Source organism: Pedobacter aquatilis (assembly GCF_032678425.1).
Classification (GTDB): domain Bacteria; phylum Bacteroidota; class Bacteroidia; order Sphingobacteriales; family Sphingobacteriaceae; genus Pedobacter; species Pedobacter aquatilis_B.
This window is the reverse complement of sequence record NZ_JAVTSG010000002.1, coordinates 759,555-783,410: the sequence shown is the minus strand read 5'-3', so window position 1 is coordinate 783,410 and position 23,856 is coordinate 759,555. Positions and strand designations below refer to the sequence as shown.

The window sequence follows — 23,856 nt, the reverse complement described above, 5'->3', positions numbered from 1 at the left end:
AAGCTTATTTTAGTAATTGGTATAAATCTATGTAATTCGTTGCTGCCCTATCCCAGGAATGGTCAATTTTCATCATTGTTTTTCTAACAGCTTTAAAAGCTTTTTTATCGTTGTATAAATCTACCGCACGATTAATGGCATGGGTAACATCCCATATGCTGGTTTGATCATGACACAGGCCGAAACCACCATCACCGATATCTGTAACGGTATCTCTTAAGCCGCCAACCCGGCGTACAATTGGTACAGTTCCGTACCTCAATGCGTAAAGTTGGTTCAAACCACATGGTTCAACTCTCGAGGGCATCAGCAGGAAATCTGCGCCCGCATAAATCTCATGCGAAACCTGTTCATTGTAACCAATATAAGCGTTGTATTTTCCTCCAAAAATATCTTTAAGTTGATTTAATCTGCCTTCAACCCAATTATCGCCTGAACCTAAAACCAACACATTGATATTATCACCATGCTGCTGTAAAGCTGTATAAAAGATATCTGGTAGCAAATCAGCTCCTTTTTCATCAACCAATCTGCCTATAAAAGTGAAAAGTGGTTTAGAAGAATCTAATTGAAAAACATCGCAGAGTGCCTTTTTGTTTGCCGCTTTTCCAGCTTCAACTGTTTTTAAATTGTAACTTTTGCCTAACATCGGGTCGGTTTCCGGATTCCAGACTTCACTATCAATTCCATTTAAAATCCCTGACGATTTCCAACGTTCCTGCCTTAATAGACTTTCCAATCCACGGGCATTACCCATCATTTCATCAAGATAACTTGGTGAAACCGTTGTCACTCTCCATGCGCATTTTATCGCTGATGCTAAAGGATTTATGGCATCATCCCAACCTAACAAACCGCCTTTCCATAAATCGAAAGCAGGTAAATAATACAATTTATTCCAGCCAAACTGACCCTGATATTGTGCGTTATGAATGGTTAAAACGGTAGGGACTTTGCTTATGCTTTGATATTTCAAGCAATTGGCAACCATGAAAGGAATTAAACCCGTATGGTGATCGTGACAATGAATTACATCCGGACGATGCTCCCACTGCGCAATCCAATCTAAAGTGGCAATCTGGAATGCAACGAAACGTTCGGTATCATCATGGTAACCGTAAACGTTTGGCCTATCCGTTAAACCTTGTATATGAACAATATATAAATCGAAACCAAGCTTGTTGGTTTTCTCTCTTAAAACTCTATATTGAAAATGGTGGTTGCCATAGTTAGACCATGCATCATAAGCCACTTCAAACTCGCTTTCGCGGATAAATTTTGTATCGTAAGCAGGCACAACCACCTTGGCAATGTGGCCTATTTTATTTTGGTATTTCGGTAAAGCCCCAACAACATCTGCTAAACCGCCAACTTTAGCAGCAGGGTAACACTCGGCACTTATGTGTATAATTTCCATCAAATATTTGGTGTAGATAACTCCGTTAAGTTAGTAATTGTTTTCTTATTTAGAAATAAAGAAAAGTTTTTAATATGAAAATTTAGCAATTAAAAATGGCTCAAATAATTGTATCAATTAATCATTCATCTATTTTTTATATTTTCGAGCGGAAAAGGTATACATATGGAAAAACGTAAGGTTTTAATAACCGGAGCAAGCAGAGGAATTGGCCTGGCAATAGCAAAAAAATTGAGCAGCAATTATGAATTAATCTTACATGCCACAACCGAGCAGAGTTTTACTGAAACCTTACCTAACAGCACCCTACTCTGTGCTGATTTTTCAAATCCTGATGAGGTAAACAATTTCTGCAAAACACTAAAAAAGCTCCACGGCAAAGATTTATATGCAGTTATCAATAACGCTGGTGTTACTTTCGATAAATCTTTAATTTTCCAACCGGAAAATGAAATTGACAAAATGTTGCAAGTGAATTTGAAAACGCCAATATTGATTTGTAAAACTGCAATGAAGATTTTTAGCTTAAACAAATTTGGGGTAATTATCAACATCAGTTCTTGCGTTGGCGAAAGTGGAAATGCTTTTCAATCCGTTTATGCGGCCACTAAAGCGGGTTTAATTGCATTTTCTAAATCGATAGCAAAAGAAATTGGAGTATTAAACCCAGCACATAACATTCGCGTACTAAGTGTTTCTCCAGGCTTTATTGAATCAGACATGACAGATAAAATTCCGGATGCTGAAAAGGCAAATTATTTAAAAATGCTTCCATCTGGTCGTTTTGGCAAAACCGAAGAAATTGCTTCTACAGTTTCATTTTTAATATCTGATGAGGCTTCATACATCAACGGTTCAAATATTCAAATTAACGGCGGAATTTTATAATGGAAAATTTAATTGGCGTATCGCCAGAAAATGTGCTGCTTCACGGGCCGAGCAAACAGCTTTTAAACAAATATCATTGGCATGAACCAACTATTGGGATTGTTGCAAGTTATACGCCAAACGAACACGATGTTAAAGATCATTTTGGCTTGTTTAGAGGTGTAGATCAAATAGAAGCCTTTGCGCAAGCATCAATTGTATCTTGCGCAGGATTTTTAGAATATAAAAAGCAAAACGACAATTTTGAAGCTGTGAAAAATAAGTTCTTACCCGTATTTATCAGCATAGGCAATGTTAATTTTCATCATTATATAGAAGAAGGCGAAACCTTTATCAGTTTAGGTATCATTAAATTTAACAAATTCAGGCAAATGGTTTGCGATGGAAGGATTTATAAGCTGGTAACTAAAAACCTAAATTTAGACGAATATTTTACTGATTTTAATGAAGATAAATTATTAAAATACGAACTTAGTGACGACTTTAAACTTGTTGCCGAATTATTTGATGTAACGGGCAGAGCAATAAAACGAGAAAAAATTAATCAAGAAATTAAAAATGAATAGACAAGAGATAATTGCTGATTTAGTTGAAATTTTAAAAACGGTTAGAACAATTGACCCCGAAAAACTAAAAGATTTAACAGAAGAAACTGATTTTATTGCAGATTTAAACACACCATCAACCGAAATGATAAACATTGCGGCGAAGGTTGAACAGAAATTCGACATCGAATTTGAAGATGATGATATTGATGATTTAGGTTCGAAAGTGAAAGATATTGTGAATTTAATTATTGCCACTCAGGAAAAAGCCTAATGCAAAACGCCTTGAGAAGAGTTGCGGTGGTTGGTATGGCTGGAGTTTTTCCAACTTGTACCGATTTAAATGATTTTAGAGATAAACTGTTTGCCAATAAAAGTTTAATCAGGGAGTGGGATAAAGCCACTGCTCACGGCAAAAATATTCGTTCTACAGTTGCAGGTTTTGTAACAGAAGCGGAAATGAATCTTGAAATCGTTTCATCTTCCATAATGGAAAACTATCCGGAAACTTATATTGATAAGCTTAACAGAATCTCTGCTAATAATTTAGCGACAGCCGATATTGGCAGTATTTGGGCAATGCTTAGCTCGCTTGATGCTATACAAATGGCAGGCTGGACAGATGCCGAAACGCAATCAGAAGAAACTGGTGTGGTTATTGGCTCAGGTGGTGGCGGACATGAAATTTTACGTTCGGCCTGGCATAATTTCTTCGAGCTTAAAAAGAAATCGAGGTTAGCCGGCTCACACAATGTAGATAGAGCGATGGTTTATCGCGATGCGGCAAATGTTTCTTGTTTAATAAAAAATAAAGGTGTTTGCGAATCCATCGGCTCGGCCTGCGCTACAGGGTTGGGCAATATTGGATACGCTTACCGATTGATAAGATTTGGTCTGCAAGACAGAGTGATTGCGGGTGGTGTAGAAGGTACATCGATAGAAACCTTTTTAGGATTCGATTCCATGCAGGTTTTAAGTAAAGGTTTTAGTCCTGATAAAAGCTCCAGACCATTTGACATTAACCGAAATGGTTTTGTTTGTGCATTTGGTGGTGGTGTAGTCGCTTTAGAAGATTACGATTTAGCAAAAGCTCGTGGTGCAAAAATTTTAGCTGTAATTGATGAGTATTTCAACAATTCTGATGGCGATGGCGATATGTTTGCACCTTCATTTTCTGGTCAGCAACGTTTATGGAAAGGATTATTAAAAAATACCGAAAAACGACCTGATGTTGTAAAAGTTCATGGAACCTCTACCCCTGCCGGAGATGCAATTGAACTTTTAAGTGTTGTAGATGCTTTGGGAGAAAGCGGTTATCACATTTCGGCTCCAAAATCACAATTCGGGCATATGCTTGGCGCTGCCGGTGCAGTAGAGTTTATTGCTTCTGTGTTGATGTTAGAAAACCAAACTGTACTACCTTGCTTAAATTCTGAAGAACTAAATCAAAATCCTGAAGGTTTCCAGCTTGCCGAAAACTGGAATGGACCAAAACAGCCATTAGCCGCCTTCAGAGATTTAATTCCGCAGCAGAGTTTTAAAAAGGAAATAAACACGGTTACCTGCCTCAATTATGGTTTTGGAGGTACAAACAGTGCCATAATGATTTCAAAAGACAACTAAATGCTAAACAACGAAAATAAAGTTGCCTTGATTTATGGTGTTCGTAACGAAAGTTCGATTGCCTGGAGCATCGCTTTAAAATTGCACCAATCGGGCTGTAAAGTTGCATTAAGTTATGTAGACGATACAAAAGATGAGGTGCTTTACTTAATGGAAAAAGCTGGCATGGATAATTCTTTATCTATGTTTGTTGATGTTCGCGAGGAAGCACAGGTTTCTGCATTTACTAAAAAAATCGCTGAAAAATTCGGTGAAATCCATTACATATTACATGGCGTAGCCTATGGTAGTCAGCAGGTTATGTGCTACAGTTTACCAAATAGCAACGAACCCGCACCAAGTTATTTAGATATTCCGTTTGATGAATTAATGGATGCGTTTAACATCAGTGCCTATTCGTTACTTAGAATTTGTCGTGTTGCTGAACCATTTCTGGCAAAAAACGCATCTGTATTGACACTTACCTATAATGCATCGCAAAGGGTTTTCCCGGGTTATGCAGGTATGGGCATTAATAAAGCTGCGCTTGAAAATATTATGATTTACCTGGCCAATGTTTTACGTGATAAGCAAATCAGGGTAAATGCAATTTCTGCCGGATTGGTTATGACAACATCAGCAGGAGGAATAAATGGCGTTAGAAAATTGCGCAAGATGGGCAAAATTACTGCACCACTTGGTAACATTACTTCAAATGATGTTGGCGATGCTGCCCTATATTATTTCTCTGATTTATCAAAAAAAGTGACCGGAAATATTCATTATGTGGATGGTGGCTTCAATATTATGGGTGTTTCTGTTGATGAAGAATAATATCGGAAATATTGAAATTGAAACTAACCAGCAATTTTACGTTGGAAATGATATTGTTTTTCTACCCGATTTCAAAGCAACATTTTCGGAACTTTTTAAGCAAAAGATTTACACTCAAAATGAAATAGATTATTGCAGTCAATTCGATAATGCTTTGCTCAGATATGCATCAACCTGGGCGGCAAAAGAGGCAGTTTATAAAGCGGTGAAGCAAAATGATGCTGCAGCTTTACCTTTTAATACCATCGAAATCATCAGAAATAAAATTGCGGGTAAACCGAGTGTTCATCTTTTAAAATGGTCGAATCAACCAAGTATCAGCTTAAGTATTAGCCATGATGGAGATTATGTGTGGGCGGTTGCAATCATCAATATTAAATTATGATAACGCAGCACCAGTTCGACCATCAACTAGCCCATTTAAACTATTACAAGTTTGGCGAAGGCAGAAAAACAATGCTTTGTTTTCACGGATATGGGATGCACGGCAAGCAGTTTAAAATGCTTGAAGAAAAGCTGGGAAATGCGTATACTTTTTACGGTTTTGATTTATTTTTCCATAAAGAAACTAAGTTAAAAAACGCAGATTTAGCATCTATCAAACAAGGAATAAGTAAAGAAACGCTGGCAAAATTTATATCCAATTTTTGTGACAGCCTGCAAATAGAGAAATTTTCGGTAATTGGTTATTCAATGGGTACGCATTATGCTGTTGCGCTTACAGAAATTCTTTATGAGCGAATAGAAAACCTTATAATCATTGCGCCTGCAGCACTTAAACCCGGTAAACTGGTTGAGTTTTTCTCTAAAAATAAAATTGGAAACAAGATTTTAGAAAAATTAGTATTATCTGAAAAGGCATTAATTAACCTTTTAAAATTCAGCAAACGCTTTAATTTTGTTGATGATGTTGGATATAATATTCTGCTTAAAGAAATCAATACAGCAGAATTAAGGTTAAGTTTATATGCTTGTTTTACCTATTTAAGGTTTTTAGATACCGATAAAAATCAATTATTGCAGATTTTAAAATCGAACCCAATAAAAGCTTTATTTATATCGGGTAGTAGAGATAAAATGTATCCACCCTCAATTGCGCAACAGTTTTGTAAAGATTTACCAAATGCACAATTGATAGTTTTAAACGAAAATCACGAAATGCTTAACCAAGCTTTTGTTGATGAATTAACTAAAAGATTACTATGATTAAGGACAAAACACTTCCAGATTCGGTTTTAAGATTTGGTGGTAAAGTACTTTCGTGGTTTATCAGGAGAAAATTCAAAAAAATAGTTCTGGATGAGATTGAAATTAAACCGAACCACTCCTACCTTTTGATGTGTAATCATTTCAGCTTTTGGGATGGATTATTGGCTTGTTTTATCGTTGTAAACGCCATCGACAAAAAACAACACTTAAAAAGCATGAAAATAATGGTTTTGGAAAAACAAATGGAAATGAATAAATGGCTGAAATATATCGGTTGTTTTTCCATCGCTCCCAAAAGTATAAGGGCAAAAGAAAGTTTAGATTATGCAGTGGATATTTTGAATGAGCCAGGAAATATTCTGATTATTTTTCCGCAGGGAAATTTAGAATCGATGTTTATCAGATACATTAAGTTTAAAGATGGCATAACTTCTATTATCCCAAAGGTTAAAACAAATTGCCAATTAATCTGGAGCTCTAATTTTATTGAGTTTTTTGAAGGATTGAAACCGAGGGTTTATTTAAACCTGATGGATGCCGGAACAAACCAAGATTTCGATTTTGAGCAGCTAAAAGACGAGGTGAATGTACACCACATCGAATCGATGAAAAAGAACTTTAGGTTTACTGAAGAACCATAAAAAAAGTCGCGGGCAATGCCGGCGACTTTAACAACAAAATAAATAATTGGTTTAGGTTATTTACTAATATTCTTCAGCAATAATTTCGTAGAAATCTCTAATGGGTTGAAATTGTGGATGCAGAGAAACTACGTCTCCAAAAACCAACAATGCTGGTGCAGCTATTTTTTTGTCTTCAACAACTTCTGCAATTGTATCTACGATGCCTACAGCAATTTTTTCCTGTGGCGTAGAGCCATTTTGAATGACTGCAACAGGCAGTAAATTTTTATTTTCTGCCTGAAAAATAGCAGCAATTTCTTTCACTTTTGCAATTCCATTCAAAACAACAATTGTCGCTTTAGTTTTTGCAGCTATATATAAATCTTCTGAAATTTCTCCTTTTGAATTTGTTCCGGTTACCGCCCAAAAGCTTTCGCTTAAATCTTTATAAATCATTGGGATTTTTTGCAAACTTGGCGCACCTGTAGCACTTGAAATACCAGGAATAATTTCAGTTGGAATGCTGTAAGATTCTGCAGCATCAATTTCTTCGTAACCTTTAGCAAAGAAAAACGGGTCGCCGCTTTTTAAACGAACAACATGGCCGTAGTTTAAAGCGTAATCAATAATCAACTTATTTACTGCATCCTGCGAAAAATCTTCGTCATCACTACGTTTGCCAACATAAACCTTTGGAATACCTTCTGGCGCATAACATAGTAAAGCTTCGTTCACATTTGCATCGTACAAAACAACATCTGCAGTTTTTAATGCTTTTACACCTTTCAAACTAAATAAATCCGGGTCGCCAGGACCAGCGCCTATTAGTGTAATTTTTGGTTCAATGTTCGCTTTTTCTACTTTACTTAAAATCATGACATAAAATATTAGCTCGTGATAATTCTTATTAATTATACAAATATATAAAGTCTATAGAAATTGTAGTAATTTATTTTAAAATAAATTCAATTGTAATAGAAATGGTCTGTGAGGACACAGACCATGGACTAATGATTATTTATTGGAAGAGTATTTCCATCTGAATTACGAGCTTCAAAGATTTCTCGACTGCGCTCGAAATGACGACTTTCTAAATGTGTTATTATTTACAAGGCTTTTCCTCAAAAGTAAACTTACCAGCTTCGTAATTAATCGGTTTCCCTTTTACAAAATATGAGCGGCCTAAAGTTGTTTCAATCTGCCCTACTCCCATAATCAACTTACCATCTTTCTTTAGAAATGCTAATGGATTTGTAAAAGCACGGGTTGTATCGCCTCCTGTATTGAATTTATAATCGACAAGCAAAGTATCTCCGCTGAATTTTCCATTTATAACACCTTCATTTTTTGGCTTCTCGCCATAAATAACTGAAAGCGTTCCGGTTACTTTACCTGATTCTAAAGTTTTTAAATTCAAACTTGCACTATCCTTCTCAAATCCAGATAGATAACAAGTTTCGCTAACAACAGGATCGGCCTTAACGGTTTCTGCCTTTTGCCCTGATTGATTACAGGCGAAAACAAATGGAATTGCTGCAAATGCAAGGTATAAAATGTTTTTTGTCATGATTCTTCTTTTATGGATTAGGTTGTTAGTATAAATATACCAAGATGATGAAATGTTTTAGCTTTTTCCACAATTGAGTTACAAATAAGTATCATTTTTGATAAAAACATTCCATCTACCTTTAAATAAAACGATTAAGTTAACAAAAGCGAAAGTTTTATCAATCAGCGTAAATGTTCGCTTAGCTATATTTCTTATCTTAGTATCAGTATAAAATATCATTTCACGCTAAAAATCTAAAAAACAAAGCAAACATTAATTAATATCTCTCCCTATGAACAGTAAAATATTTGTATTAGAAGATGATGATGCAATTTTAGAAGTTACAAAACTTATTCTCGAAAGCGAAGGCTTTGAAGTTACCGGATTTTCTACCGTAGCTGATTTTAATCAGGAAAAAACTTTACCAGACCTATATCTTCTGGATATTATGTTGCCTGATGGGAATGGCATGGCAGTTTGTGAATCGCTCAAACAAGGTGCTGAAACAGGCGATATTCCGGTTATTTTAATGAGTGCCCACATTGATTTGGCAAAAAGGAAGGAAAGCTCCGGAGCGGATAGCTTTATTGCAAAACCTTTTGATGTTTATGCACTTATAGATATAATAACAGGGCTTTTGAAGCAACCAACTTAGTTATTTTTAAATAGGTAGCGTGAACCAAAATTCGCTACCTTTCCCTGTTGCACTTTCTGCGCCTATCTCACCGTTGTGCTTGCGTATAATGTCTGCACTGATGTAAAGGCCAAGTCCCAATCCCGAAAACTTTAAACTGTTGTGGTCGGCGCGGTAATATTTATCAAATATGTGGGGTAATGTTTCAGGTTCAATTCCCGGCCCTTCATCCTTAACCACAACACGAACAGAAGCATCTAACTTTTTTATTTCCACGTTAATAATTTTAGAATCTGGAGCATATTTAATTGCGTTATTAACCATGTTAATAACCACTTGCTCAATACGTTCCCAATCTGCTTCAACTTCTACGGAAACATCACCGCTAATAAGAATCTCATAGTTTCCTTCAAGACTAATGTGTGTAGCGCAATCACTTATTAAATCACTAAGTAAGAATCTCGTTTTTTGCAGCATTAACATTCCAGAGTCTATCCTACTGATGTTTAGCAGATCATCTACCAATCGATTTAACTTCAATAAACTTTTATCCGCATGGCTGATAAGGGCTGGAACTATTGGAGAATCAAGAGAATTTTTTAGTTTATTAAGTACCTGTATAGTGGCTTGTAAGGTTGTAAGTGGCGTTTTTAATTCATGACTTGCAATGCTGATGAAATCATCTTTTTCCTTAAGAATCCTTCTACGTGATGTTGCATCTGTAAAAGTGCATACGCCTCCACTCAGCTTACCCTTAAAGTCAAACAGTGGTGCTGCATTTATGGTGATGTAAAATATCTCGCCATCAGATCTTTTTACACCAATTTCCTGATCATAAATCGCCTGTTTGTTTTTAAGCATCATCATTGTAGGGTGTTCGCTGCTTGGAAGTATAGAACCATCCAATTTAACATTAACCCATTTATTATCATTGTAAGCTCGTTCCCGCATTGCAGTTTCAGAAACGCCAAAGATTTTCTGTGCCATCGGATTAGTATATACAGGCTTTCCGTTTACATCAACAATTGCAACACCTTCAGCCATTGTATCGATAATGCCTTTTAGGTAATCTTCGTTATGGCGAAGCTTTATATTAATTTCTTCAATACGTTCACGCTGTTCGAGGTTGCTTAGGCGAAGTTCAATTTGCTCCATTACTACATTTGCCAAACCTTGTAAAATATTTTGTTCGTACATCGAAAGTTTACCTGGTTTTCTATCAACCAAACACATGGTGCCAATAACATACTTATCCGGACTGATAATGGGTGCACCAGCGTAAAATCTTAAATGAAATTCACCATCAACATATGGATGACCTTTCAGCCTGGGATCAAGAGATGCATCTTCGATAACAGTTAATTTGCTGTCTAAAATTGCCAGAGCACACAAACTAATTCCTCTGGGTACTAGTTTTATTTCTCTACCAATTCCAACATCTTCTTTTACAAATTCTTCATTTTTGCCTAAAAAAGAGATATGCACAATGGGCACATTAAATATTTTTGCAGCGAGGTTACAAATCTGTTTAAAACCTGGTTCATCAGGCGTATTAAATATCCTGTATCTTTCAAGCGCTTTTAAACGCTCTTGGTCGTTTTCCGGAATAATATCAATGGGATGATGATAGCTCATGAAAATCTGTCTTAATTTAAAACAAAGTTGATGTGGTTTTTGCCAATCAATTGGGTCGAAATTAATTCAAACCATTAGTCTATAAAGCTATATAATTCAAATGAGCTTTTATCAATCATTAAAAAAATGAACAGCAGAATATTTACATCAGGTTACAAATAAAAGCTTCAAAAAACAAAACCCTCGCAGATAACTACGAGGGTTTATTTTTGTGGAGCCGAAGGGAGTCGAACCCTTGTCCAGTTGTGAGATAACTTATACCTTCTACATGCTTATTTTTCAATTAATTTTCGAGAAATAAACGGGCTGAAAACCGACCTTGTTTAAATCCTTAGATACTTTATCTCACCTTAAGCCATACCTTCTTAAGGCCAGCGCTGTTATTTCGATGCTCCAGATTCTAACCTAACAATGCAGCAGTTAGAGGAACAAAAGCTATGCTAATTCTAAATTAGGCAGCTAAGGCGTAGTTATTTTCGCCAATTATTGTTTTGAACGTTCTCTTTAAAGTGCTCTCCGTACAACGCACTGCATGCTAACATAACCTTCGCCACCCTGTCAAATCCAAGAACGGCCCCTTTTTCGTTTTACAGATGTCTGCTGCAAAACAGGACAACAAATATAAGAATAATATTGGTTTGTTTAATGATGATTACTAAACATTAATGGATTTGGGCATCCAGGCGATGCACAAAATCATCTATATCAAAGGGTTTCGGAATAAAATCATCAGCCATGCATTTATTTTTCATTTCTGCTGGTGAATAATTAGCCGACATCATCACAATAGGCATATTTTGTGTTTTTTTATCCGCCTTAAGTTCACAACATAAATCGATACCATTACCATCTGGCAGCATCACATCCAGCAAATATAAATTAGCATCAAATTTATTAGCACCGTTTTTAAAATCGGCTATATTAGAGAAGTATTTAACCTCATATTCCTCTTCATTAAGTATATATCCAATGATATCCCTGATATCTTCGTTATCTTCTAAAACGCAAATTCGCTTTCCCATATCTTTTAGTTATTTAGATAATTAACTAATCAACATAGATAATGTTTTGAAAGTTAGCGTATTAAAACTTTTCAGAGTAGAATTTAATGATTTAAAAATCTGAATAATCGGCAGGATACAAAAACAGGGTTACATTTTTAGAAACATTGTGCTGGTACTGAGGTAAGCCACTAATCTTCTTATATTCTGGTCCGAAAGCTGACCAATGATTATCTCTATCTGCCTTATTATTAAACGTAGTTAAATACATCAAATTCGGCATTTTACTACCCGAAATTACCTGACCATAAAATACTGCATTAAAATTTAGCTTTGTAAAAATATCAACTTCCGCATCATTAAACATTCCAATTTTATTTAGCGAAAGGCTTTCAGTTGCAGCCTCGTAACTTCTTAATTCATAAATACGTTCGCTTTTTGCCGAATTTAATTTAGGCAAAGCATATTCAGGCATAGCCGAAAAAGCTTTTAAAATAATCGATTCGACTCTGGTATATGGAGCATCATCGTAAGTCGCATTTAAATAACCATTTCCAGCTTGAATGTATTGCTTATCCTTTGCTATAAGTTCATTAATCTTATCCAAATCAGAGAGCTTTTTAATTGGAGTAAATACATAAATCAACCGCTCTGCAGTATCCTGAGCAACAGGTTTAAAAACGCCGATATCTTTTACCCCTGCTCTATGAGAAGCGGGAATAAAAGCCTCTTTTAGATAGGTATCAATTACAGCTTCTTGTGCCTTTGTTTTTAAATGATAGATTTTAATCTGATAATAAGACTGCTTAGCCGCAGAAGCAGTCGCCGAAAATGCAATAAAGGTTATTGCCAATAAAAATAATCTGGTTAGGGTAGATTTCACAATATATTTGATTTAGATTGATTAACTGTTTACGCCCATTGCGTATAAAATAATATTGACACCAAATTTAGTATTATCCTCGGCTAAAAAACGTTTATTTCTAAAATCGTAATCCCATTCGCAACCGTAATCTTTATTGCTATACAAAACGCCAATCCGGTTATTCACTGTAATGGCCTTCAGATAATCATGCACTAAATCATCGCCCCAACCATTTAATTCGAATGAGGTAGTTGGCGGACCCTTTTCGAACTTAAAAAAAGAATTGTAAATAGGATGATTATTTGGAATTTTCTTTAATGCTGATGGACCAAATAAATTGCTCATTTGAGTTTCAAAAGAACGGGCAAACAAACCGTCAATATCGTGGTTGCAATCATCAACAAAAACAAAACCACCATTTTTTACGTAAGCTTTAAAATTTGAGGCTTCTTGCTGATTAAACTGAACCAATTTATGTCCGCTCATGTAGCAAAATGGATATTTGAATAAATCCATGCTACCTAGCTCTACAATTTTTTCTTCCTCTTCAAGCGGTATCGTAGTATATTCTAATAATGAATTTAAAATATTTGAAGGCATGCGTTGGTCGGTATCCCAATCGCCGGAAGTATATTTTAATCTCGCAAATGTGAATTTGGTTCTTTGCATCGCCCTAAATTAGTTTCAATTTTCCTTAATTCAGGTTTTTAACCAGATAATCTTGTAAATTTTTTGATATTCTTTTAGCGAGGATTAAAAATATGTATCATAATGCGCTATATTGACACTCAATATTCATACAAACTAAAAAAAATCGTTTTGGAGCGTTCAGAAACTAACTTAAAATTATTGATTGGCAAAATCTCCCAATTAAAAAGCGAAATACAAAAAATAATTGTTGGTCAGGATGTAATTATCGAAGAAATGCTCATTGCCCTAATGGCTGGCGGGCATTGCTTATTGGAAGGTGTACCGGGGTTAGCCAAAACATTGATGGTTAGAACCATGTCTCAAGCATTGGATTTGTCTTTCAGAAGGATACAGTTTACACCTGATTTAATGCCAACCGATATTGTTGGAACTGAAATTTTAGAGGAAGACCATGTAACTGGAAAAAGATTTTTCAAGTTTAATAAAGGCCCATTATTTGCGAATATTGTGTTGGCTGATGAAGTAAACAGAACCCCTCCTAAAACCCAATCGGCGCTTTTAGAAGCCATGCAGGAGTTTGAGGTTACTTATGGTGGACAAACCTATCCGCTTGACAGGCCATTTTTCATACTTGCAACCCAAAACCCAATTGAGCAAGCCGGAACCTACCCGCTTCCGGAAGCGCAGCTTGACAGGTTTTTATTATACATTAAAATTGGTTATCCAACCGCGGCAGAAGAATCTCGAATTTTAAGCAGCACAACAGGCGCTAAAAAAGTAATCATTAACCCAATTATTGGGGCTGAAGAAATAAAAGAATTACAGGCAATAACCCGCGAAGTGAGCATCAGTGATGATTTAATTACTTATGTGAGTGAGCTGATTCGGGCCACAAGGCCGGATACCACAACCGTACCTTTTGTTAAAGAATGGGTGCGTTGGGGCGCTGGTCCGCGGGCTGGACAAGCCTTAATTTTAACCGCAAAAGCGAGGGCTTTATTTTATGGCCGTTATGCCGTAATTACCGAAGATTTACAAACCATGGCTTATCCGGTTTTACGTCATCGCGTTTTAATGAATTTTAAGGCCGAGGCCGAAAATGTTTCTTCAGATAGCGTTACCGACGAATTAATTAAAGCCATCTCAAAACCGAAATCAAATATTTAATGAGTAAACTTTTAAATCCGAAAGTATTAATGGCCATTAAAGACCTGAATTTGTCAGCAAAAATGACAATTGATGGTTTTATGAGCGGCATTAATAAAAGCACCATAAAAGGTGCAGGATTGGAGTTTAGCCAATATAGAAGCTACCAGCCTGGCGATGATTTACGCTCGCTGGATTGGAAAATGTTTGCTCGTTCGGATAGGTATTATATCCGCGAATCGGAAGTTGAAACGAATATTTCGGTACGTATTTTAATTGATGCCAGTGCATCTATGAACCACAGTGATGGCGATTTCACTAAAATTGAATATGCCCGTTATCTTGGTGCGTCGCTAGCCTATTTGGCAAATTTGCAAGGCGATGCCATTGGTTTGTACGTATTTAAAAATTCGGGCATTTTTTCGATGACACCGAAACAAGATTATCAACACCTTGCCCGGTTATTTTATCAGCTCGAAAGTATCAATCCAACCGGAACATTTACAAAACCAGTTCATTACAAAGCGCTTTTTTCTGGAACACAAAAACGTGAATTGCTAGTTTTTGTTACAGATTTGTATCAAACTGATGATGAAATTTTAAACTTGTTGGAAACCCTGAATACCCTTCGACATGAGATTGTGGTTTTTCATTTGTTAGCTAAAAATGAAATTGATTTAGATTTTAAAGGTTACAGCACATTCGAAGATTTGGAAACCGGAAAAACCATACAAATAGATCAGGTAAAAGAAAGGGTTGCGTATAAAATTAAATTCAATGCACATCTGGAAGACATTAGAATAAAAATGCTCGATAGAAAAATTGCCTACCGAACAATATCTACAGAAGAACCCTTAGACCAGGCATTGAGAGATTTTTTAAAACAAAGAAGTAAATTAAAAATTTAGTGCAGTTTTTTTATCCCATCGGTTTACTGGCGCTGGCAGGTGTAATTATCCCGCTTATTATCCATTTATGGAATATTAAGCAAGGCAAAACCTTAAAAATCGGGAGCATTTCTCTTTTAGGAGAAAGTTCTCGCGAAAGTTCAAAAAGTTTTAAAGTAACAGATTGGCTATTATTTATAATTCGCTGTTTGCTGATTATCCTGATTAGCTTTTGCTTAGCACAACCTTATCTTAATAAAAAACTAAATGCAAAAGAAAAAGGTGGATGGATTTTGCTTGATAAAACCAATTTTAAATCTATTTATCAGGCAAACAGAAAACCCATAGATTCTCTTCTTAAAATTAATTACCAGATACACGATTTCAACTTTGGATTTACGCCTTTAACACTGAAAGACACCGCAGATAGGGACAAAATATACCCGATATCAAATCTCAATTATACTAACTTATTCAATCAACTTAACTACATTTTACCTAGCGGAACAAACATTTTTGTTTATCAAAATTTACAACAAAATAATTTTGGAGATAAATTGCCAAATACAAAATTTAACATCCAACGGAGGTTTTTGAATGGCTCCGATACTGTCAAAACATGGATTACGGATTTTGCCGGCAAGAAATTAAAAGCAAATTCAAATAAAAAACAGACTACTTACGAATACATAAAGAATCAAAACCCTGCCCCTATTTCAGTTTCTATCCATAATGAAGGAAATGCTAACGACAGTAAATATCTAATTACTGCATTAAATGCAATTGCTGATTTCACTAAAAGGAAAATTGTGATTAATTCAGCAGAAAAAAATAACCAAATTGGTTTCTGGCTTTCTGATAAACCAGTTTCAAACGATTTTAAATCGTCGATAAAGGATAAAGGCACCTTATTCAAATACGCTGTTGGAAAAACGAAATCAACGCATTCTTTTATCAAAATTGATGGAAAAAGTATTCCACTTTCAAAATGCATTATCGCAGTTAACAAGTTTCCTAAAATATGGGTGGATGGTTTCGGAAATTCAATCTTATCAAAAGAACAAAGTGAAAACCTTACAATTTTGAACTTTTACAGCAGGTTCAATCCTCAGTGGAATGATTTGGTTTGGGATGAAACATTTGTAAAAGCTATTATGCCAATTATTTTACAAAGTGATAAAGCCGAAACTTTTGGTTTTGAAGAAAACCTGAACGACCAAAGAACATTGCAAGCCAGTCAAATCAGTTCTAAAAATGTCGAATTTAAACAAAAGGATACCGAAATTGCAGTTAAAGAATCAATCCTAAATTACGTTTGGATTGCGGCATTGTTAATTTTCCTGGTGGAAAGAATTTTATCATTCAGAAATAACACAGATTATGCAAAAAACTGAAGGATTTAATTGGATTCGAAACTTAAGAACAAAGTGGATAACCGTCCGCCTGATAAAAATTATTGCCATTTCTCTGGCAATTACATTGGTTGTTGGTGCAATTGGTATTAATATCTTTCATTTCCAAATTTGGTTAATGTCTATTTTATTTTTATTGATATTAATTATTGCATTAATCTTTAAACCGGTTTGGAAAACAAGTTTTACAGAGGTTTCAAGATTTGCAAACAACAAATATCCTGAAGTTGAAGAGAGTGCTGACTTGCTATTACAAAATCCTGAAGAATTATCGCTTCTTCAAAAACTTCAATTAAATAAAATTGAGGCGATTTTACCTTCGTTAGTGCAACCAAAAGAACTTTTTAGTAAAATTTATACTTCAGCAGGAATATTACTTATTTCAGTAATTGTTAGTTATGGGATTACTAAAATTCCTGCTGCAAAAAATAGTTTAACCCAATCATCTGAAACAGATAATGCTATTCCGACCATTAAAGAAAACATTTTACCAGAGATTTCTGATTTTACACTAACCATTACGCCTCCATCCTATACAAAGAAATCAATAAGAAAACAGAAAAATTTTACTATAAAGGCTGAAGATGGTGCTAATGCAAACTGGCAAATTGAAACCAATATTGCCGTAAAACAGCTAAACTTAATCTTTAACGATAAAGAAAGTATAGGTTTAAAGCCAATTGACGCAAGCAAAAAAACCTGGACTTTTTCGAAAACAATCAATAAATCCGGCTTTTACCAAGTGGTAATTGATGGCAAAAAATCTGATTTATATCAAATTGAAATTATCGCCGATTTGCCTGTTTCGATAAAAATCAGTCAGCCGAAACAGCACACAACCATAGATATTGGCCAGCCACAAAAATTCACTTTAAAGGCTAACCTATCTGATGATTACGGCATTAGCGATGCATTTATATCTGCAACTATGGCCAGCGGCAAAGGCGAGGGTGTAAGCTTTACGGAGAAAAAATTATCATTTGAGACCAGTTTTGGCAATCAAAAAAATGTATCCTTAACCAAGAATATCGATTTAAAATCGCTCGGCATGAAACCTGGTGATGAGCTATATTTCTTCATTAAAGCGATGGATAATCACGGGCAATCAAGTCGCTCGGATGTGTATTTTGTTTCGATAGTAGATACAACTGAATTAATGAGCCTATCGGGAATGACAAATGGTGTTAATCTTGTTCCAGAATATTTCAGAAGTCAGCGGCAAATTATTATCGATACCGAAAAACTACTTAAGGAACAATCTTCTATTCCGGCAGAAGCCTTTAAAACCAGGGCCAATAATTTAGGAATTGACCAGAAACTACTGCGTTTGCGTTACGGACAGTTTTTAGGCGAAGAAAATGAAACTGAAATTGGCGGCGACCATGAAGACCACGATGAGCATGAAGAACACAAAGGCGGAGAAGAAAAGTTCGGTGATGTAACCGCCATAATGGATAAATATGCCCACAAGCATGATATTGCCGAAGATGCCACATTTTTTGAGCCCGAAATGAAAGCACAACTGAAAGCTGTTTTAACCGAAATGTGGAACTCAGAGTTACGTTTACGAACTTATAAACCGCAGGAAGCCTTGCCATACGAATACAAAGCCTTAAGATTGCTTAAAGATTTGCAGCAAAAATCGAGGGCTTATGTAGCCAAAACCACGGTTAAAACAGCTTCGTTAAAACCCGAAAAAAGGTTAAGTGGTGAGTTGGATAAAATCCTTCAACCCGTTCAAAAAATGAGTTTCGAGCAAAAGCAATTACGAACCATTTATTTGAAAACCGCTCTTTCAATTTTAGAGAATAGAAGAAATGGCAAGAAATTCACATCAGATGAAAAACTACTTTTGAGCGAAACAGAAAAGTACATGATTGGTGCAGCGGCAGATAATCCGGCTTCATTTTTAACAGCCCTAACCAGTTTAAGAAAGGTTTCTGCAGCAAGTATAGTAAATTTAAAAGATATTGATGCCGTTCAAAATGCCATTCAGAAAATGATTAAAACTGAAGCGTTGAAGCCGCAGCCGAAAACAACTTTACCTGCATCGGCACTCTATCAAAACTATTTCAATAACCTAAATAAATCGGGCAGATAAATATGGATTTTAAACTTGCAGCCATTTTAATTTGTTCGTTATTGCTGATTTTTCTGATGTTCAAAGAAATTAGCAGAAAGGATAAATCGCATTTAATCTGGCGGATTTTAGCCAGCATCTTCTCTGTTATTTCCTTCTTCTTTCTCTTAATTCCATTACAATACCATACTTTGGTGAAGCAGAATTTAAATGAAATTAACCTATTAACTGGCGGAATAGAAATTGATACAGCTTCAAAAATACCAGGCAATAAATATACTTTAGCAGGCAATAGTTATCCCGAGTTAAAAAATACAAAAACCATTCAAATCCCCGATTTAGCGTATTTTTTAAAAACGCATCCGGAGGTAAATAAAATTAATATTTATGGCTATGGTTTAAGTTCAACCGAATTAAAAAACATCAAAGGTTGTAAAGTAGAATTTCATCCATCGAACAAAATCAACGGAATTATTTCGGCAAATTGGCCATCAAAATTAAAGGTTACCGAAAAGTTTTTGATTCAGGGAATTTATAAGAATACAGGAAAAAGTGACATCAAACTGCTTCTTAAAGGATTAGGCAAAACCATTGATTCAATAACAGTAAAGCCGAATGCTGAGACTAGCTTTTCATTTAAAAACCAACCTACACAAATTGGTAAAGCCGTATTTAATTTAATTGCATTTAATGGAAAAAACACCATTTCTAGCGAGCCAGTGCCATTTACCGTAAACGAGCAACCTGAGATGAAGGTTTTAATCCTCGCCTCGTTTCCTGATTTTGAATACAAATTTCTGAAGAAATGGCTATTCGACAATCACTATCCTTTAGCTTATAGAAGTAAAATTAGTAAGGATAAATACACGACTGATTTTTTAAATTTAAACAACCTGAATTTAAACTCAGTTAACGCCTCAGCTTTAAAACAGTTTGATGTTTTAATCATTGATGAAGATGAACTTTCAGCGCTTTCGGTCGGGGAAAAAACAGCTATTCAAACCGCAATTAATAATGGTTTAGGTGTAATTATTAGAATAGCTAATTCAAAATCAAGCATTTTTTTGAGTGATAGATTTCCTCGGTATGAGTCGCCAATTCAAAAGGATAAAGGCTTAGTTCCTGTTGAAAAACGTGAAGGTGTAAAACTTAGTAAATTACCGATAGCGCAATCTATTTTTCTTAATCCATCTGAAAACAATCAAGCCGTTATTACTGAAACAAATGGAAAACTTTTAGTCGCGAGTAAAATAAATGGCTTGGGAAAATTAACTGCTTCTACCCTAGCTTCAAGTTACAACTGGTTGCTTAGCGGAAAAGAATTAGACTATGCCACTTACTGGTCGGCATTATTAACGAAAACAGGCCGAACAAAGACAGAAAATTTAGCCTTTAAAACATTGCCTGATTTTCCGATTGTAGAGCAGAAAACGAAAATTATAATTGATTTAACTGAAGGCGGTAAAACTCCATCAATAAAAATAAACAATTTACAGCTTCCCCCTATTCAAAATATGGAGCTTCCTTTCGAATGGAATGTTACGGATTGGCCAAAAACTAAAGGTTGGAATACGCTAAAAATTAACCAGGCAACTGAAGAACTTTATATTTATTCAACACAGGATTGGCTATCTTTAAGAAATCACCAAAAAACTCAACAAACTATCGAATTTCTACAAAACATTAAAAATCAAGACACAAATAATACCATTTCTGAGCAAACCACACAAAATGAGGTTTCAAAGTGGTGGTTTTTTGCATCATTTATATTGTGTGCCGGATTTTTATGGGTTGAATCCAGAATCCTTAAAAATATTTAATGTTTGAAACTAAAATGTTATATATAAAAACAACTATCAAAAGCATAAATAGCTATCTTGTAATCGTAATCACCTAAACTGAACCAATTGAAAAGAAAAGATTTCCTCTACTTATCCGGAATGGGTATGGGTGCCTTGTTGTTGCCCAATCTTTCCGCATTTGGAACACCTATCGACCCGCTGCAAGCGCTTGATGGTGTTGATGTAAAGATTAAAAAAGAGCTGGCCGATGTTGCACTTAATGCTGCAAAATCTAAAGGCGCAACTTATGCCGATATCCGCATAGGTCGTTATTTAAATCAATTTGTTGCCACCCGAGAGAAGCGTGTGCAAGGCGTAGCAAATACCGAATCGTACGGTGTTGGTATTCGTGTACTTGCAAACGGATGCTGGGGGTTTGCCGCAACAAACAACGTAACTAAAGATGCCATTGCAAAAGCAGCAGAGCAAGCGGTTGCCGTAGCTAAAGCTAATTCAAAAATTCAGGGAGAACCTGTACAATTAGCTCCGCAAAAGGGTTTTGGCGAAGTAAGTTGGAAAACGCCAATCGAAATTAATGCTTTTGAAGTGCCGGTTAAAGAAAAAGTAGATTTACTTTTAAACGTTAACGATGTCGCCATGCAAAACGGTGCAAACTTTGTAAATTCTGTAATTTTTGCCGTTAACGAGCAAAAATATTTTGCATCAACCGATGGTTCTTACATTGACCAGGATGTACATAGAATTTACCCTAATTTTAACGTAACCAGAATTGATAGAGCTTCGGGGCAATTTAAAACCCGTAACTCATTAAGTTCTCCAATGGGTAAAGGTTACGAATACATGCATGCCCGTCCGGAAGATAAAGTGAGCGGAATTGTAACCCGTTACAAAGGCCGTTACGATATGCTCGAAGATGTTAAAGAAGCGGCTCGAGTTGCTTCTGAAAAAATCAAAGCAAAATCTGTAGAGCCAGGCAAATACGATTTGGTTTTAGATCCTTCTCACCTTTGGTTAACCATCCACGAATCGGTTGGCCACCCAACAGAATTAGACAGGGTTTTAGGTTATGAAGCCAATTACGCTGGTACAAGCTTCTTGACGCTTGATAAATGGGAATCGAAAAAATTCAAATTTGGTAGCGAAAAAGTAAATATTGTAGCCGATAAAACACAAGTTGGCTCTTTAGGTGCGGTTGGTTACGATGATGAAGGCGTTAAATGCAAAAAGTGGGATTTGATAAAAGACGGAACACTGGTAAGTTATCAGGCCATTCGCGATCAGGCGCACATTATTGGTTTAACTGAATCGAACGGCTGTTGCTATTCTCAAGGTTGGGATGATGTTCAGTTCCAACGCATGCCGAATGTTTCACTTCAACCGGGTAAAGAAAAACTTTCAGTTGATGATATGATCAAAAATGTTGAAAAAGGCATTTATATTATTGGTGATGGTAGTTTCTCAATCGATCAGCAACGCTACAACTTCCAGTTTGGCGGGCAAATTTTCTATGAAATTAAAGAGGGAAAAATTGTTGGCATGTTAAACGATGTGGCTTATCAGGCAAATACGCAAGAGTTCTGGAATTCTTGCAATGCAATCTGCGATGAAAGTGATTATCGTTTAGGTGGTTCATTTAACGATGGCAAAGGACAACCAAGCCAAAGTAGTGCGGTTTCTCACGGAAGTTCGACTACAAGATTTAACGGAGTTAATGTTATTAATACAGCAAGAAAAATATAATTATGGCCATATTAAGTAAAGAAGAAGCCCAGGCGATATTAAAAAAGGTAATTGGTTTCTCTAAAGCCGATTTCTGCGAAGTAAGTTTACGAGGTTCTGACGGCGGAAATATTCGTTATGCCCGTAATGCGGTATCTACTGCAGGACAAATCAGCACCATGAGTTTAGGTGTAAGCTCAACCTATGGTAAAAAAACAGGTTCGGCAACGATTAACGAATTTGATGATGCATCTCTACAAAAGGTTGTAAAACGTGCTGAAGAGCTCGCAATGCTGGCGCCTGAAAACCCTGAATTTATGCCATTATTAGGTCCCCAAACTTTTGCAGAATCTAAAACCTATAATGCAAATACTGCGGCCATGACACCAGACACAAGGGCTGAAATGGTTGCCAAAAGTTTAAGTGTTTCAAAAGCTGCTGGCTTAGATGCTGCAGGGTTTTTAGAAAACTCGACCAACTTTACCGCTATAATGAACTCAAAAGGTTTATTTGCATACAATAAAGGCACAGGCGTTTCTTTCTCAGTAACCGTTAGAAATAAACAAGGAACAGGTTCTGGCTATGTAGAGCAAGATTTTAATGATTTATCCAAAATGGACACGCTTGCCCTTAGTAAAATTGCAGCAAGTAAAGCCAATGGCTCAGCTGGTGCAAAAGCAATTGAACCAGGAAAATATACTGTAATTCTGGAGCCGCTTGCGGCAAGTGATATGCTTGGCAATATGTTCAGGGGATTTGATGCCCGCAGTGCTGATGAAGGTAGAAGTTTCATGAGTAAAAAAGGAGGCGGTACACGTTTAGGCGAACAGCTATTTTCTGAAAACGTAAACATTTATTCTGATCCGCTTAATCCTGAAGTTCCATCTTCTACCTGGAGCGGTGATGGTTTACCATTGAAAAGAACACAATGGGTAGAAAAAGGTGTGGTTAAAAACCTTTCATATTCAAGATACTGGGCAGCTCAGAAAAATGCGCAACCTCTACCCTTCAGTCGTAGTATTGTGATGGAAGGTGGTACACAATCGCTTGAAGATTTAATCAAAAGCACCGAAAAAGGAATTTTAGTTACCAGATTTTGGTACATCCGTTCGGTTGATCCACAAACCTTACTATTAACAGGTTTAACACGTGACGGTACTTTCTACATCGAAAATGGTGAAATTAAATTTCCGATTAAAAACTTCAGATTTAATGAAAGTCCAGTGATTATGCTAAACAATGTTGAGGCTTTAGGCAAACCGGTTAGAACCGGAAGTGGTTTAATCCCACCGATGAAAATCCGTGATTTTACGTTCACATCATTGTCTGATGCGATTTAACAATAGTATTTAACCAG

23 protein-coding genes and 1 other RNA gene are annotated in these 23,856 nt (G+C 35.9%); 16 read left to right on the top strand and 8 right to left on the bottom strand.

The window, feature by feature from the left end; translation table 11 throughout:
* Positions 1–4: 4 nt before the first annotated feature.
* Entirely contained in the window at positions 5–1,417 is a 1,413-nt protein-coding gene (locus R2Q16_RS09560; RefSeq protein ID WP_316736676.1) for a glycogen synthase, read from the bottom strand.
* A 165-nt stretch (positions 1,418–1,582) separates the two neighbouring features.
* On the opposite strand from R2Q16_RS09560, the gene R2Q16_RS09555 reads away from it, so the two are divergent.
* Genes R2Q16_RS09555 through R2Q16_RS09520 form a run of 8 tightly spaced genes read left to right on the top strand, consistent with a single transcriptional unit; the run spans position 1,583 to position 7,136 of the window.
* Positions 1,583–2,305, top strand: coding sequence for an SDR family oxidoreductase (locus tag R2Q16_RS09555; protein ID WP_316736675.1), 723 nt, complete (start codon positions 1,583–1,585; stop codon positions 2,303–2,305).
* Positions 2,305–2,871: a hypothetical protein gene (locus R2Q16_RS09550; RefSeq protein ID WP_316736674.1), complete on the top strand. Its 567-nt coding sequence runs from the start codon at positions 2,305–2,307 to the stop codon at positions 2,869–2,871. Before R2Q16_RS09555 ends, R2Q16_RS09550 begins: the two co-directional genes overlap by 1 nt.
* Positions 2,864–3,124 carry an acyl carrier protein gene (locus R2Q16_RS09545; RefSeq protein ID WP_316736672.1) on the top strand — a complete coding sequence of 87 codons (261 nt, stop codon included), beginning with the start codon at positions 2,864–2,866 and terminating at the stop codon, positions 3,122–3,124. The genes R2Q16_RS09550 and R2Q16_RS09545 overlap by 8 nt, the downstream gene beginning before the upstream one ends.
* Positions 3,124–4,473 (top strand): beta-ketoacyl-[acyl-carrier-protein] synthase family protein, encoded by a 1,350-nt coding sequence (locus R2Q16_RS09540; protein WP_316736670.1) that lies wholly within the window; start codon positions 3,124–3,126, stop codon positions 4,471–4,473. Before R2Q16_RS09545 ends, R2Q16_RS09540 begins: the two co-directional genes overlap by 1 nt.
* Entirely contained in the window at positions 4,474–5,286 is an 813-nt protein-coding gene (locus tag R2Q16_RS09535; RefSeq protein ID WP_316736669.1) for an enoyl-ACP reductase, read from the top strand.
* Positions 5,276–5,671: a holo-ACP synthase gene (locus R2Q16_RS09530; RefSeq protein ID WP_316736668.1), complete on the top strand. Its 396-nt coding sequence runs from the start codon at positions 5,276–5,278 to the stop codon at positions 5,669–5,671. The genes R2Q16_RS09535 and R2Q16_RS09530 overlap by 11 nt, the downstream gene beginning before the upstream one ends.
* Entirely contained in the window at positions 5,668–6,492 is an 825-nt protein-coding gene (locus tag R2Q16_RS09525; RefSeq protein WP_316736667.1) for an alpha/beta hydrolase, read from the top strand. The genes R2Q16_RS09530 and R2Q16_RS09525 overlap by 4 nt, the downstream gene beginning before the upstream one ends.
* Positions 6,489–7,136: a 1-acyl-sn-glycerol-3-phosphate acyltransferase gene (locus R2Q16_RS09520; protein ID WP_316736666.1), complete on the top strand. Its 648-nt coding sequence runs from the start codon at positions 6,489–6,491 to the stop codon at positions 7,134–7,136. The genes R2Q16_RS09525 and R2Q16_RS09520 overlap by 4 nt, the downstream gene beginning before the upstream one ends.
* A gap of 63 nt (positions 7,137–7,199) precedes the next feature.
* On the opposite strand, the gene cobA is transcribed toward R2Q16_RS09520, so the two are convergent.
* Entirely contained in the window at positions 7,200–7,994 is a 795-nt protein-coding gene (gene cobA, locus R2Q16_RS09515; RefSeq protein WP_316736665.1) for a uroporphyrinogen-III C-methyltransferase, read from the bottom strand.
* Between the two features lie 226 nt (positions 7,995–8,220).
* Positions 8,221–8,685, bottom strand: a complete 465-nt coding sequence (locus R2Q16_RS09510; RefSeq protein WP_316736664.1) for a hypothetical protein — start codon at positions 8,683–8,685, stop codon at positions 8,221–8,223.
* A gap of 274 nt (positions 8,686–8,959) precedes the next feature.
* Here R2Q16_RS09510 and R2Q16_RS09505 point away from each other — a divergent pair, with 274 nt between their 5' ends.
* Positions 8,960–9,322, top strand: coding sequence for a response regulator transcription factor (locus R2Q16_RS09505; protein ID WP_316736663.1), 363 nt, complete (start codon positions 8,960–8,962; stop codon positions 9,320–9,322).
* A 6-nt stretch (positions 9,323–9,328) separates the two neighbouring features.
* Here R2Q16_RS09505 and R2Q16_RS09500 read toward each other — a convergent pair whose 3' ends face one another.
* The 5 genes from R2Q16_RS09500 to R2Q16_RS09480 form a co-directional block, all read right to left on the bottom strand.
* Complete coding sequence (locus tag R2Q16_RS09500; protein WP_316736662.1) at positions 9,329–10,936, bottom strand: ATP-binding protein; 1,608 nt, start codon at positions 10,934–10,936, stop codon at positions 9,329–9,331.
* Between the two features lie 209 nt (positions 10,937–11,145).
* Positions 11,146–11,514: a transfer-messenger RNA gene (gene ssrA, locus R2Q16_RS09495) on the bottom strand.
* 84 nt (positions 11,515–11,598) lie between these two features.
* Positions 11,599–11,958: a response regulator transcription factor gene (locus tag R2Q16_RS09490; protein ID WP_316736660.1), complete on the bottom strand. Its 360-nt coding sequence runs from the start codon at positions 11,956–11,958 to the stop codon at positions 11,599–11,601.
* A 91-nt stretch (positions 11,959–12,049) separates the two neighbouring features.
* Positions 12,050–12,820 (bottom strand): NIPSNAP family protein, encoded by a 771-nt coding sequence (locus R2Q16_RS09485; RefSeq protein ID WP_316736659.1) that lies wholly within the window; start codon positions 12,818–12,820, stop codon positions 12,050–12,052.
* A gap of 21 nt (positions 12,821–12,841) precedes the next feature.
* Positions 12,842–13,471 carry a DUF4159 domain-containing protein gene (locus R2Q16_RS09480; protein WP_316736658.1) on the bottom strand — a complete coding sequence of 210 codons (630 nt, stop codon included), beginning with the start codon at positions 13,469–13,471 and terminating at the stop codon, positions 12,842–12,844.
* 102 nt (positions 13,472–13,573) lie between these two features.
* On the opposite strand from R2Q16_RS09480, the gene R2Q16_RS09475 reads away from it, so the two are divergent.
* The 7 genes from R2Q16_RS09475 to R2Q16_RS09445 all read left to right on the top strand — a co-directional run bounded on the left by R2Q16_RS09475 (position 13,574) and on the right by R2Q16_RS09445 (position 23,839).
* Positions 13,574–14,620: a MoxR family ATPase gene (locus R2Q16_RS09475; RefSeq protein WP_316736657.1), complete on the top strand. Its 1,047-nt coding sequence runs from the start codon at positions 13,574–13,576 to the stop codon at positions 14,618–14,620.
* Positions 14,620–15,507 (top strand): DUF58 domain-containing protein, encoded by an 888-nt coding sequence (locus R2Q16_RS09470; RefSeq protein ID WP_316736656.1) that lies wholly within the window; start codon positions 14,620–14,622, stop codon positions 15,505–15,507. The genes R2Q16_RS09475 and R2Q16_RS09470 overlap by 1 nt, the downstream gene beginning before the upstream one ends.
* Positions 15,507–16,880, top strand: a complete 1,374-nt coding sequence (locus tag R2Q16_RS09465) for a BatA domain-containing protein (RefSeq protein ID WP_316736655.1) — start codon at positions 15,507–15,509, stop codon at positions 16,878–16,880. Before R2Q16_RS09470 ends, R2Q16_RS09465 begins: the two co-directional genes overlap by 1 nt.
* A complete protein-coding gene (locus R2Q16_RS09460; RefSeq protein ID WP_316736654.1) occupies positions 16,867–18,999 on the top strand; it encodes a DUF4175 family protein in 2,133 nt (710 codons plus the stop codon). Before R2Q16_RS09465 ends, R2Q16_RS09460 begins: the two co-directional genes overlap by 14 nt.
* Before the next feature lie 2 nt (positions 19,000–19,001).
* A complete protein-coding gene (locus tag R2Q16_RS09455) occupies positions 19,002–20,798 on the top strand; it encodes a hypothetical protein (protein ID WP_316736653.1) in 1,797 nt (598 codons plus the stop codon).
* Positions 20,799–20,885: 87 nt separating this feature from the next.
* On the top strand, positions 20,886–22,520 hold the full coding sequence (locus tag R2Q16_RS09450; RefSeq protein ID WP_316736652.1) for a TldD/PmbA family protein: 1,635 nt from the start codon (positions 20,886–20,888) through the stop codon (positions 22,518–22,520).
* Positions 22,521–22,522: 2 nt separating this feature from the next.
* On the top strand, positions 22,523–23,839 hold the full coding sequence (locus R2Q16_RS09445; RefSeq protein ID WP_316736651.1) for a TldD/PmbA family protein: 1,317 nt from the start codon (positions 22,523–22,525) through the stop codon (positions 23,837–23,839).
* The last annotated feature ends 17 nt before the right edge of the window (positions 23,840–23,856 follow it).